Source organism: Vibrio sp. RE86, assembly GCF_013114545.1.
Classification (GTDB): Bacteria; Pseudomonadota; Gammaproteobacteria; order Enterobacterales; family Vibrionaceae; genus Vibrio.
On record NZ_VTXI01000003.1, the window covers coordinates 239,019 to 252,207 of the forward strand.

General features: G+C 45.5%; 12 protein-coding genes. 4 read left to right on the forward strand and 8 right to left on the reverse strand.

The window, feature by feature from the left end; genetic code table 11:
- The first annotated feature begins 1 nt into the window (after position 1).
- The 3 genes from F0231_RS05065 to F0231_RS05075 all read left to right on the forward strand — a co-directional run bounded on the left by F0231_RS05065 (position 2) and on the right by F0231_RS05075 (position 3,345).
- Entirely contained in the window at positions 2-454 is a 453-nt protein-coding gene (locus F0231_RS05065; RefSeq protein ID WP_171758631.1) for a beta-galactosidase subunit beta, read from the forward strand.
- Between the two features lie 195 nt (positions 455-649).
- Positions 650-2,083 (forward strand): amino acid permease, encoded by a 1,434-nt coding sequence (locus tag F0231_RS05070; RefSeq protein WP_171758632.1) that lies wholly within the window; start codon positions 650-652, stop codon positions 2,081-2,083.
- Between the two features lie 167 nt (positions 2,084-2,250).
- On the forward strand, positions 2,251-3,345 hold the full coding sequence (locus tag F0231_RS05075) for a phosphatase PAP2 family protein (protein WP_171758633.1): 1,095 nt from the start codon (positions 2,251-2,253) through the stop codon (positions 3,343-3,345).
- Here the strand turns inward: F0231_RS05075 and F0231_RS05080 are convergent.
- Positions 3,342-4,250: a LysR substrate-binding domain-containing protein gene (locus tag F0231_RS05080; RefSeq protein ID WP_171758634.1), complete on the reverse strand. Its 909-nt coding sequence runs from the start codon at positions 4,248-4,250 to the stop codon at positions 3,342-3,344. The two genes, F0231_RS05075 and F0231_RS05080, sit on opposite strands and share 4 nt — an antisense overlap.
- A 105-nt stretch (positions 4,251-4,355) precedes the next feature.
- On the opposite strand from F0231_RS05080, the gene chrA reads away from it, so the two are divergent.
- Positions 4,356-5,501 (forward strand): chromate efflux transporter, encoded by a 1,146-nt coding sequence (chrA, locus tag F0231_RS05085; RefSeq protein WP_171758635.1) that lies wholly within the window; start codon positions 4,356-4,358, stop codon positions 5,499-5,501.
- Between the two features lie 58 nt (positions 5,502-5,559).
- Here the strand turns inward: chrA and F0231_RS05090 are convergent, their stop codons facing one another.
- The 7 genes from F0231_RS05090 to F0231_RS05120 all read right to left on the reverse strand — a co-directional run bounded on the left by F0231_RS05090 (position 5,560) and on the right by F0231_RS05120 (position 13,184).
- Positions 5,560-6,564 carry a lipopolysaccharide assembly protein LapB gene (locus F0231_RS05090; protein ID WP_171758636.1) on the reverse strand — a complete coding sequence of 335 codons (1,005 nt, stop codon included), beginning with the start codon at positions 6,562-6,564 and terminating at the stop codon, positions 5,560-5,562.
- Between the two features lie 9 nt (positions 6,565-6,573).
- Entirely contained in the window at positions 6,574-7,515 is a 942-nt protein-coding gene (locus F0231_RS05095) for a type II secretion system F family protein (protein WP_171758637.1), read from the reverse strand.
- Between the two features lie 3 nt (positions 7,516-7,518).
- Positions 7,519-8,487, reverse strand: a complete 969-nt coding sequence (locus F0231_RS05100; protein WP_171758638.1) for a type II secretion system F family protein — start codon at positions 8,485-8,487, stop codon at positions 7,519-7,521.
- A 14-nt stretch (positions 8,488-8,501) separates the two neighbouring features.
- The gene (locus F0231_RS05105; protein WP_171758639.1) at positions 8,502-9,977 is read right to left on the reverse strand and encodes a CpaF family protein; all 1,476 of its coding nucleotides are present in this window, start codon (positions 9,975-9,977) and stop codon (positions 8,502-8,504) included.
- A gap of 28 nt (positions 9,978-10,005) precedes the next feature.
- Complete coding sequence (locus tag F0231_RS05110; protein ID WP_171758640.1) at positions 10,006-11,229, reverse strand: AAA family ATPase; 1,224 nt, start codon at positions 11,227-11,229, stop codon at positions 10,006-10,008.
- A gap of 212 nt (positions 11,230-11,441) precedes the next feature.
- Positions 11,442-11,708: a hypothetical protein gene (locus tag F0231_RS05115; protein ID WP_171758641.1), complete on the reverse strand. Its 267-nt coding sequence runs from the start codon at positions 11,706-11,708 to the stop codon at positions 11,442-11,444.
- 9 nt (positions 11,709-11,717) lie between these two features.
- Positions 11,718-13,184, reverse strand: coding sequence for a type II and III secretion system protein family protein (locus F0231_RS05120; RefSeq protein ID WP_171758642.1), 1,467 nt, complete (start codon positions 13,182-13,184; stop codon positions 11,718-11,720).
- Between the last annotated feature and the right edge of the window lie 5 nt (positions 13,185-13,189).

Here is a 13,189-nt window from a genome sequence, read left to right on the forward strand (position 1 = left end):
CATGATCGTGTTAGAGAGCTTAGAGCAATTCAAAGTCGTTTACCGCGATGGCCGTAAATGGAACCGCTGTGTCGAAGCGATTGAGAACATCGGCAACATCAAAGATGGCGTGATGTATTCAATTGGTGATTCCTTGGTTTACATGATTGCCGATGGCGTGGCGAACAATAGCGAAACGTTTGAAGGCAACCGTCGTTACTTTGATGTGCATTACTACCTAGAAGGTCGTGAAACGGTTGAGTTTGCTGAAAAGTCTCAGCTAGAACTTATCGAGCCATACAGCGATGAAACTGACCGAGAGTTTTTGACCGGTGAGGGTGAGAGCAAACAGCTACACGAAGGCCAAGTTGCGATTTTTGACAATAGCAAAGCGTATCGCTTCCACGGTGATGAGCGAGTGCGAAAAGTGCTACTTAAAGTCACCATCGAAGACGGCTACTTCTTAAACAAATAAATAAACATAACATCAGGGTCGGCTCAGCTGACCCAACCAATAACTACTACAACCTGAAGGTACTAACGTCACAAAAGCTAATAGCAACACTGGACTCTATCGCGACTTCACATACTATTCGCGCAGGATGACAGAACGCTCAATAGCAGTGTGGCTTAGTACCAAAGGAATTGACGTGATTCATCGGAGGACACTATGTCTGAATCTATGCGCGGTAAGTTAGGCAAATTTGCCCTACTTTCCATGACGTTTGCTGCGGTATTCAACGTTCGCAACATCGTGAACAACAACATCGAACTGGGTCTAAGCTCGGCACCTATCTTTTTGCTTGCTACCCTTGTCTACTTTATCCCGTTCGTATTTATCATTGCTGAGTTTGTTTCTGCCAACAAAAACTCAGAGTCTGGTATGTACGACTGGCTGAAAAAACCATTAGGTTCAAAGGCCGCTTACCTTGGCTCTTTCCTCTACTGGTTCGTAAACCTGTTCTGGTTCGTATCACTACTTCCAAACGTTATTGCTTACGCATCTTACGCCATGCTTGGCTACGAGTATGCATTCTCGCCGATGGTGACTTCAGCGATCTCGATTGTTCTATTCGCGGCAGCAACACACATCTCAACTAAGGGCGCGACTTGGTTAGGTAAAATCTCTGAAATCGTGGCTTACGGTGTATTCGCACTGTTCTTCATCTACGTTATCGGTGCATTCATGGCACTGGGTGGCAATCACGAGCCGGTGCAACCAATCACACTCGAAGCAATGACACCAACTATCAACTGGGCAACCATCGGTATTATGTGTTGGATCTTCCAAGCTGCTGGTGGTGCTGAAACTGCAGCAGCTTACCTAAACGATGTGAAAGGTGGCCATAAGTCATTCATCAAAGTCATCATTGGCGCTGGTATCGCTATCGGTTCAATGTACGCGCTAGGCTCTCTACTGGTAAACGTGTTCGTAGCGCGTGAAGACCTCACTTACGCTGGCGGTATGGTTGAAATCTTCACAGGTATGGCTCAGTACTTCAATATCTCTGAAGGTCTGGTAGGCCGCTTCGTGGGCATCATTCTATTCGTTGCGATGTTTGGCTCAATGATGATGTGGACAGCAGCGCCTGTGAAAATCCACTTCTCAGAGATTCCAAAAGGCGTTTACGGTGAGAAAACAACAGAGCTTAACGAACACGGTGTTCCAGTTCGTGCAGCATGGTGGCAGTTCGCATTCGTATTCGTAATGCTTATCGTCAATGGCTTCGGTTCTGAATCAGTTCAAGACATGATGAACACGGCAATCAACCTAACAGCGGGTACAGCGATGCTACCACCTATCTTCATCATGGTTGCTTACTTTGTCTTCCGTCTAAAATTCGATGACACGCCACGTGACTTCCGCATGGGTACACGTAAGCAAGGTATGGGTGTGGTATCAGTGCTTATCGCTATCTTCGTGGTAAGTATGACAGCATCAGCGTTCCCAACAGGTGTAGACCTAATGGAAGCTTTCTTCATCAACGTATTTATGACCGCTGTGTTCTCTGGTCTAGCTTGGTGGTGGATCTCTCGCTTCGAGAAGAAACAAGCGCTAAAGCAATCTGAAGAAGTGAAATCAGAGCCTGCAACTCAAGCTTAATTAACAAGCAAAATGTCTAAACAAAGCCCTCACTCCATATAGTGAGGGCTTTTGTTTTTATACCCCATCTGGAATTGGCTAAAAGACGACTGCCCGTTAGGTTAAAAAAGCAATGAGTTAAGTATGTTCTACACTTAGCTAAGAACATACTTAACGTATTCATTACTATGCAAATACAGACGACAGCTTCATCGAGTCAGCAGTGGCAAGAGATAAAGGACGCAATCAAACAAGACCGATTGCTCTACCTTTATGTGATTGTCACCACAGCCTTGCTTTATTGGCTGTCGAACACCATCGACTACAGCTCAAATATTGAGTACAACGTTTTCATCTATTTAAGTACTTTAACCAACATTTGCTACATCACTTTTCTCGCATGGAGCACGGGCTTTTATCTGTACTTGCTTTACCACCGAACACCACATCCAATAATGGTCTACATCAAAACCATTATTGCCTTCTTCAACCCTCTATCTAAGGCAATAAGCTTTGCTCTTCTGGTTTTAACGTTAAACCTTACCTTCTCTTGCTACACCTATTTAAAAGCCCACATTCCTGCACTCAATCCCTTTCAATACGACATGCTCTTCTATGAAATCGATAAATGGCTACACTTTGGTATCTCTCCGTGGAAGATTACCCATGCTATTTTCCCCAATGCAGCCGCCACCTACCTGATTAATATTTTGTATCATGCGTGGTTTCTTTTGATGTGGGGGATCACACTGTTCTTTATTATTCGAAGAGATTTACTGTTGCTGCGTAGCCAATATTTGCTGAGCTTCATGGGGAGCTGGTTTTTGATTGGAGGAATTAGTGCTGCCTTGCTCTCATCTGCAGGCCCTTGCTACACCCACTTACTTGACCATAACAACACTTATTACTTGCCTTTAATGGACCGTCTCGCGATTCAGAGCCAACAACTTATGGAAGCAGGATGGACACACATCTGGGCTCTCGATGTTCAAGATACGTTATGGCTCAACTATGTATCACTAGAGGGTGGGATTGGGGCCGGCATTTCTGCCATGCCGAGTATGCATGTCTCTGTTGCGGTTCTGATGGCACTGGCCACCTATCAGTTCAATAAAAAACTCGGATATCTGATGTGGGCCTATATGATCATGATTCAAATAGGTTCGGTCCACCTAGCTTGGCACTACGCCATTGACGGCTATCTCAGCACCATACTGACTCTACTGGTATGGAAAACTGCGGGATGGATATCTCATCGCTACCTTAGGGAGTCAACGCCTTAACGAATCGAGAGGCTAACGATCTCTCGTATCCAACGACTCTTCTCTTCATATTGATTGGCTTTGAGATACAGCAATCGAATATCAAAATCAGGGATCTCAATCGGTGATGCAATCGCCTTTAAGCCATGAGTATACACTTCCATCTCTGCAAAACGCTTTGGCACAATACAGACCAGTTCGCGTCCCAACAGCAGACGACGAATGGTGAGAAAGTTTCGTGAAGCAATACCAACGCGTCGTTCAAAACCGAGTTTGGCTAACCGCTTATCCACTTGAGTTTGTAAACTGCCATCGGGGCTCACTAGCGCATGCTCAATGGCGACAAACGCTTCGATACTCATAGGCTCTGTAACATTCAAAGAAGAAGGGTCGAAAAGGCACAAGTGCTGCTCGGTATAGAGGTAATCTGAAAGAAAATGTCGATTGAGGTTCTCAATACTGCCTATCACCACATCTAGTGATTCGCTCTCTGCAATATCAACGTAGTTGCTTCGGTTAACATTGAAGAAGCTAACTTGAGACTTGGGTGACTGCTGCTTGATGGCGTCATACAAAGAAGGCGCAAAAAGCTGCTCGGCATAATCCGTTAGCCCTATTTTCCATACACCTGAGTATGCCTCTGGCGTAAAGTGCTTTTTGACCAGCAGATCATTTTTAATGTTCGCCAACAGTTTATCGATGACGGGCGCAATATCTCGGGCATGTTGCGTGGGCTCCATTTTACTGCCTACACGCTCAAACAGAGGGTCGTCAAACAAGCTGCGCATTCTTTGCAAAGTGTGGCTCATGGCCGATTGGCTAACAAAGCACTGCTCCGCCGCTAAGCTGACGCTCCTAGCCTGATACAGTGCTTGAAAGGCCACCAGCAAATTAAGGTCAACCCCTTTCCAATTAAACTCTTTCACCACCTATCCCATTTAATTCATAGTGTCTATTAAGACTATCAATTTGAATCATCATAGTTCATTAATTACATTATGGGCAGTATTTGTTAATCGAGTAACGTGACAATGTTGTCCATTTTTAAAACCTTTTTCTTACTGGGCTGGATCAGTTTTGGCGGCCCAGCAGCGCATATCGGCTACTTCCGTAACACCTTTGTGGAGAAGCTCAAATGGCTAGATGACAAAGAGTACGCGCAGATCGTCGCTCTGAGTCAGTTCTTACCAGGGCCAGGGTCTAGCCAAGTTGGCTTTGCTCTAGGTTACAAACGTGGCGGTTTAACCGGTGCCTGCATGGCATTCTTGGGCTTTACTCTGCCTTCAGTTCTTATCATGCTAGCTCTGGCCGTTTTAAGCAGCCAGCTCACAGAGACGAGCCTGTTCCAAAACATCGTTCATGGCCTAAAGCTGCTTGCTGTGGTTGTGGTGGCAGATGCCGCTTGGGGCATGTACAAAAACTTCTGTAAAGAGAAGCTTTCGGTCACCTTGTGTCTAATGACTGCGGTCGCACTTTTAGTATTACCGAGCATCGCGACTCAAATGGTGGTTTTACTGATTGCAGCTTTGGTAGGGATGAAATACTTAGGTACGCCAAATGATGACTACCAAGGTAAGTTTGAGCCATCCATCATGCCTTTGGCTGCGTTTGCTGCCTTGCTGATTGGTTTACCATTTATTGCTAATGCCTTCCCTGCCATCGGGCTGTTCAACGACTTCTTCCAAGCCGGTAGTCTAGTCTTTGGTGGCGGTCACGTTGTCCTGCCTTTATTGCAAAACATCGTCGGCGATCAGCTGAGTCAAGATGCTTTCCTAACAGGCTATGCAGCAGCGCAAGCCGTTCCTGGCCCAATGTTTACGTTCGCTACTTACATTGGTTACGAACTCATGCCACAAGCGCCAATTGCAGGTGCACTTATCGCAACACTCGCTGTCTTCTTACCGGGTTTCTTACTGCTGCTAGGCGTGCTTAAGAACTGGCAGTCACTGGCTAAGAATCCAAAGGTATCTGGGGCTGTGAATGGCGTTAATGCATCGGTTGTGGGCCTTTTGGTTGCCGCGCTGTATCAACCCGTCTTTACCAGTGCCGTTCTGAATGCTTGGGATATTGCGTTTGTTCTGGTCGGTTTCTACCTACTAAAACAGCAAAAGCTGCCAATTGTATGGATGGTTGCCTTCTTTATGCTTGCAGGAATTGCGACAGGCTATATCGCCTAACGCGAGTCAATAAAAAACGGGAGAACAATGACGTTCTCCCGCTTTATCTGTCTGCCGATTAGTTATCTTTAATCTCACCTTCTCTTACCATTGCCAAGGCTCTTTCTAAGTTTTCATTCGCAATCTTGTAGTAAGTATTTTTAGAATCGATGGCTTGCTGTAAGTAAGGAATCGCTTTGTCTGGCTTACCTTGTAAAATCAGAAAGTAACCCACATTATTCAACGCTTCCGGCTTGTCCATGTGACGTGAGAACACGTTAATAGCCCGAGTAATTTCGCCTTTACCCAAATAGATCAATGCCAGATTGTTCAACGCTTTATCATTGCGTGGATCTTTCTCTAATGCTTCAATAGTAAAACGTTGCGCTTTGCGGTAATCGCCAGACATGTAAAATGAATAGCCAACATTGGTGAGCGTCTTCACCGAGGCTGGGTTGATACTTAATGCTTGCTTATAAAACGCTTGCGCTAAGGTATGGTTCTGCTCTAAATCCGCGATTACACCTAGCCCCATATACGCAAACTCTGGTGAAGAGGTATCACTTTTCAGCTCTGCCACATCTTTCGACGTCACCAAATCTTTACCATCTAAGGTGTTACTGTTACCAAAACGGATTTGGTCTGCATTTATCGCTTTTAAGAAATAACTTTTCCCTTGGTCAATGTCGCCATTTTTACTGTAGATAGAGCCAAGCTGCTCAAGTACCTGCACATTATTTGGATTCTCTTCTAACGCTAAGCTATAAGCTTTGTCAGCTAAGGTTAAGTTACCGCGAGACTGGTGGATACGACCGATACTGTATAAAGACTTATCTCGATACTGGCTATTTTCAAACGAAAGTGAGCGAATATATTCATACAGGGCTAAATCCATATTTCCTGAACTGAGCGCGACATCCCCCCGTTCAATCGCCTCTTTCTCTGTTTTTGGTGGCTCTTCCGAAGAGAGGGTATCTATCGGTTTACCGTCATAAAGGGAGGTATCGAGTTTAGGTTCATTTGATGCACAAGCAACCATCAAAAACACCGCAGATACGACTGTGATGAGCTTAATTCCTTTCATAACTTATCCTTAGTTTCCCATTGACGAGGTGAACAACAGCATTGAGGGACCAATGGCGACAATAAAGAAACAGGGCCATATAAAAATCAACAATGGAAATATCATTTTAGTTGGGATTTTTGCTGCAATCTCTTCAACTTCTTGATTGCGTTTATCTCGATAATCTTCCGTGTATTCACGAAGAGTTTGCGACAAGCTACCACCAATACGAGAAGCATGCGCCAACATGGTAACAAGGCCTGCGATTTCCGTTAAACCGGTACGCTGAACGAGATCGTTAAAGGCATCAGACATCTCAACCCCCGCTTTTATTTTCACACAAACGGTGTCTAGCTCATCGGCAAACTCAGGGTGAGAAATCGTTAACTCATCAGCCACTCGGCGCAGCGCAGAGTTGAAACCAAGCCCCGATTCAGTACACACCACCAGCAAATCTAATGCGTCTGGAATACCTGAACGGATCTTAAATTTACGTTTCTCAACCATCTTGTTCAGCACCACATTAGGTGCGTACAGACCTACGGCAACACTAACAATCATGGCAAGATTTAGGTTTGACATCTTAGGTGCAAAAAAATAGAAACCTGCCGCCATCGACAGCCCCAAAACCAGCGACAATGCCTTACAAGCATAGAATATCGTTAAGGCACTCGCGTCATGATAGCCAGCATGCATCAATTGCTCTCGAATGCTTTGGCTCTCTTTTGAGTTGCTGGCCATAGCGGGTGCCAACGACTCTAAGGTATTTTCTAACCGACGGCCTTTCTTCAATTTATTCCCGCCACTAGAACTTCGAATTTGGTCAAGCTTAGCTTTTAGTGGTGACTTGCTGCCAATAACAAGCATCGAGAGAGTAAATATCACCAGCATAGTGGCGAGCATGATCACCGCAAGCATCACGGTTTGCTCATCAAGGTCATAGGAACTCAAAAGATTGAAAATCGCGTCCATGCTCTACACCTCGAAACTGATGATTTTTCGGATCCAAATGGAGCCAATGAACAGGCTGATAATCCCACCACTCACTAACTTCATGCCACGAGGGTCGGTATAAAGGGGCTCAACATACCCAGGGTTAATAAAGCTCAGAAAGATGAACAAAACAAAAGGTGAGAGCACTAATATCCAAGCGGACAGTCGACTTTCTGCTGAAAGAGTTTTGATCTTTCGCTGCAATTTGAACCGTGACCTCAGTACTTTGGATACTTTCTCTAAGTTCTCAGAAAGGTTACCACCGGTCTCTTTTTGTAAGATAACCGCACTGGAGAAAGCCAGCATCGAAACAGTGGGGGTGCGTTCAGCCATCTGCATGATCGCCATTCGCATGTCATAACCGTAATTGAGCAGGTTAAACATGTTTTTGAACTCGATACCGATTGGGGCAGGCATCTCCGTGCCAACTTCATTGAAGGCTTGCGTCACTGGCTGACCGGCTTGCAACATACGGCGCATAATATCGAGCGCTTCAGGAAGTTGTTCTTCAAATGCAGAGAGTCGGTCTGAGATTTTCTTGGCAAGCCAAAAGTATAGACAAACCCAAACCGCCGCGATCGCAGCAAGTGCAACATAAAAAGGCTGAGCGAGAAGAAGAACGATGATCGCCCCGCTCAACGAAAGCATGGTCGTCACCATCAGAGTTTGAGTTAAGCTCCAATCATAACCAGAAAGCTCGATCATCTTTTTAAGCGACGAGAAAATTTCGTACTTCACCAAGCGTCTATCCCAAGGCGTTAAGCTTTTGAGATAGTGCTCTTGAAGAAGCGAACGCGCTTCTTCATCCAGCTTTGATTGAGATTCTTTCAGTCGCTCAGAGAGTTCTTTGTGCTTAGCTTTACTACCAGCTGCAGGAAGAATTAACGCCTGGGATATAAACACCACAGCGAAAAAGAGTAGAACAAAAAAGAGTGTCGCATCCTGCTGCATAACTTCCTCCTTTCCTAGAGTGACTCATTAAAGATATCGAATGGAAGATGAAGCCCTTTCTTCGACAGCTGATCATGGCACTGAGGCACGACCCCTGTCGCGGTAAAGTGACCCAACACGTTACCTTCTTCATCCATTCCTTTACGGTGGAACTTAAAGATTTCAGACATGGTGATGATTTCCCCTTCCATGCCGTTTATCTCGCAGATACTCACCATACGTCGTTTACCATCCTCTTGACGCTCCATTTGAACCACCAAGTGAATCGCAGAGGCAATTTGAGAGCGTAAGTTCTTAGCTGACATATTCCAGCCTGCCATCGCAAACATGTTCTCAACCCTTGAAAGCGCATCTCGCGGGGTGTTGGCGTGAATAGTCGCTAAAGACCCATCGTGACCTGTGTTCATCGCCGCAAGCATATCAACGGCTTCAGCACCACGAACCTCCCCTAATACAATTCGATCGGGGCGCATACGCAGTGAGTTTTTCACAAGATCACGCTGAGTAATTTCCCCTTTGCCTTCGAGGTTAGCAGGGCGAGTCTCCAACCTAACAACATGAGGTTGTTGAAGCTGCAGCTCTGCCGAGTCTTCAATGGTGACGATTCGATCATCGCTAGGAATAAAGTTAGAAAAGATATTGAGTGTCGTGGTTTTACCTGAACCCGTACCACCAGAAATCAGCACGTTCATGGCGCCACACACCGCCGCTTCGACAAACTTCGCCATTTCAGGAGAGAGTGAATTGAAGTTGAGCAAGTTATCCATGTTGAGCTTTTCAACCGCAAAACGACGAATCGAGACCGATGAGCCATCCAACGCGAGAGGAGGAATGATGGCATTGACACGAGAACCATCGATAAGGCGAGCATCCACCATAGGTGACGCTTCATCAATACGACGACCAACCTGACTCACGATACGGTCGATGATGTTACGAAGGTGGCGTTCATCTAAAAAGGTATAGGGAGTGAGCTCTAACTTACCTCTGCGCTCAACAAAAACATGCTTAGGTCCATTCACCAAAATATCAGACACAGTCGCATCATTAAGTAAGGGCTCCAACGGACCAAGCCCAAACACTTCATCTTCAATTTGCTGAATGACACGTTTACGACCTTCTGCTCCTAGTGCGTGGGTTTGGTCATCGGCCATCAACTGGACAACCGCATCATGCAGCTCTTTCTTTGCTCGCTCATTCTCTAAGCTAGCCAAAAGTCCCAAGTCGAGGGTTTCTAGTAAGCGTTGGTGGTAATAATGCTTCACCGATAATTCAAGTTCGAGTTGCTTTTTGGCCTCTTCAATAGCGTGTCCTTTCGCTTCCGCCTCTAATCGTTTTCGCTCTTGGAACGATTCACCAGCCGCTTGTGAAGTCACGCTTATTTCACCATCAGACTGCTCTACTTCTCTAGCGTGTTCTGATTGCTGCTGCTCGGCTTCTGCGACTTTTTGCTGTAGTTCTGGATTAATATTTTTCCTTTTAAAGAACATGAAAGCTCCCTTTATTTCATCACATTAACTACGAGAACAACTTCTTCAACCAACCCTTTTTCTCTTCTTCGGGTGGCAACAGAGATTTAGCAACGCCCCTAACAGACTTAGACATCGGGCTGCTCTTTTTGGCTTGAATATACGGCCTCCCTAAGTTGGCACTCTCAATGGCAACTTTGAACTCATTCGGTACCGTATGAATGGGTACATTACCTACCGTGTCTTTAATGTCTTTGAGTTTAATCGACTGACGATTCTCATAGCGATTAACGATCACTTCTACAGACTCTCTGGATACACCAAATTCAAAGGTCAGCGCTTTCATAATTTGAGTGGTGTTCTTAATCGCCACCAAGTTCTGCTGAGTGATCAAAAACAGCTTAGTTGCCGGTGAGATGACCGAGCCAAACAGACGATCAACACCCCTAGATAAATCAATAAACACGTAAGGGTAGCACTCACGAAAGATAGGTATTAGCTTGCTTATTTGACTCGCTTTTTCAAAGTTCTCATGGCTACTATCACGTTTAAAACCAATAACATGCAATCCAGATTCATGCTTAGTGACTAGCCCACCAACAGACACTTCATCCAAATCAGAGACATTGGCAATCGCATCTGCAAGCCCGTAGCTTGATTGGACATTGAGATAGTCTTCAATCACGCCAAACTGCATATCAAGATCAACCAGCAGCACTTCATTTGGTCGCTCTTTCGCAACGGTGATTGCTGTATTTAACGCAAGCATGGACGCACCCGCCCCCCCTTTGGTGTTGAGAAACACCACCAATTCACCTAAGTTTCGATTGGCGATTTTCTCTTCGGCTACGTTTTGTAGTAAAGGGGTTAGCTCATCAAGAGTGGCCTTATCGGAGATAAAGTCTGCCGCGCCGATGCGCAGTGCGATTTTCAACGCTCCATTGTCACTTTCGTTACCAAATACAATCAGTGACGCTTCATGACTGGACTCTTTCGCTGCTGGATTCTCATACTGCTGAAGTTCAACGATTTTCTGCGCCCAATTAGGCCCTGTCTCAACAAAAATCAGATCTGGTGGAGAAAAATGAGCAAGGTTTCCAACCACTAGTCCATGAAAAGATATCATTTCAAAACTAGCGCTCTGACACTTAGACAGCTCATGACTCATGTGGAGATGAAACGCATCAGATGAGTAAAAAACCCAAATCGTTAAATTTGTTTTTAGTCTGATAGGCCTATCTCCATTCGGTGTTAGCTTTACTGCCTCTCCCATACCTTTCTCCTAGCAGTCCATGCTCTTTTTGTTGTTATTTCCAATGTTCTACTAGCGGCAAGTCCCAACTTAGATTGAAGCCAATACTCGGGCTAATGCCACATTTTAAGTGTAGGAAACCAAACGCTATCTGTCAGAGTTCTGCATCATCATTTTGCATTACACACCTGGCTGTAGCAGTCACCTCAATTAACACCTAACTCCCAAGCTCACTACTCTGAAAACCCTTGTAGAACTTGGCTTTCATTACCCGTCAATTCTGAGTCTTGTTTACCCGTATACACTTGATAACTGGTTTCCATTCGCTCACCGCTACCGGTTGGAACAAACCCTAAGTTATCTTGGGTCGCATTCGGGTTATAAGTTTGCTCTACGCTCAATTTAGCCACATGGCTACCTAGTCTCTCCGCGTTATTCACGCAGCCAAGTAACAGCCCAGAAAGTCCTACAATAGCGATGGCGGTAGTTAAAGTTTTCATAGTGCCTCCCTATAAACTGTGTCCAAAGGTGCCTTCAGTGCCGCCTTTCGTGTTATCAACAAAGCTGTCCGTTTGCTCTTGCTTCGATTGAGCCTCGTTCGCTGGCGCTATATAAGCCCCGCGTCCAAGAAGGTAGTACTCAAAATCATTGGGCTCGACAAATGACTCTGTCGGCAACGAAATACGTCGACGATCCACTGGCTGCGCTAAACGCGGCGTGACTAAAATCACCAACTCTGTTTCGCCAGAAATGTACTCTTGGCTATTAAACATTTGGCCCAAGACTGGGATGTCACTAAAGCCTGGCATCTCTTCGACCACATCACGTACATTTTCACTCAATAGACCCGCAATACCGATGGTTTGGCCATCAGCAAGCTCTAGCGTTGAAGAAGCACTTCGGCGTGTAATAGGGGGAATAACATAGGTTCCGTTTGTCGCCCCCGGGCTCAACGTCAGCGTAGAAGCATTCGCAAGCTCACTCACATCAACCGCAAGATTGAGGTTAATTTTTTTGTCTGATAGAACTGTAGGTATAAACTTGAGGCCTACACCGTACTCTTTGTATTCAATGGTAATGCCGTCATCATCAGGCACGGGAATAGGAAATTCACCACCCGCTAAAAACTCTGCTTTCGCACCACTTAATGCGGTTAGGTTAGGTTCGGCTAATACTTTCGCCGTACCGTTTTGCTTGGCAATATCCAGTGCAAAGGTAAACAAGGTGTTGCTATCTATAAACGTCCCGAGTAGGCCTGTGCTATCGACGCCAGGCGCATTGAAAATTGGCCCCACGACGCCGCCGACATCATCAATCACACCACCAGCCGACGTCCCGCCCCAATTAAACTCGCCACCACTGGTTTGAAAGAAATGGAAATTGGAATCGAACTTTCTCACAAGACTGCGCTGAACCTCTGCCACAGTCACTTCAAGCATCACTTGCTGAGCACCACCAATGGTCATTAGATTGATGACTCCGGTATTGTTAACTTGCTCACTGTTTGACTCGTTAGCTTTGTCGGCTTCTTTACCCGCGGTATAAGTCTCGGCAACACGGAGCGCAATATTCATCGCTGACTGAGAGCTAATTTGTCCGCTCAAGATCAGACGATTTTGTGCACTGTGTACTTTGATCTCCTCATCGGGAAGAAACTCATACAATTTGGCCTTTAAGCTATTGAGGTCATGGGTGACTTCTATGTTGATGGATTCAATCAACTGCCCTCGACTGTCCCACGCCATTAAGTTTGTTGAGCCTAATTTTTTACCGATAAGAAACACTTCATCGGATTTAAGCATCACAATATCCAATACTTCGGGATCGCCCAATGAGACACGTTTTGCTTTTCCAGCCAGCGTGACATGGGTGGATTTGTGATGTGGAACTTTGACGATTTTCCCTGACTGAGTCGCCGCATAAGTGGTGCCACTGCTCATTAAGAAAATAGTAATTAATAAGAGTATATTTCTCATAGCTC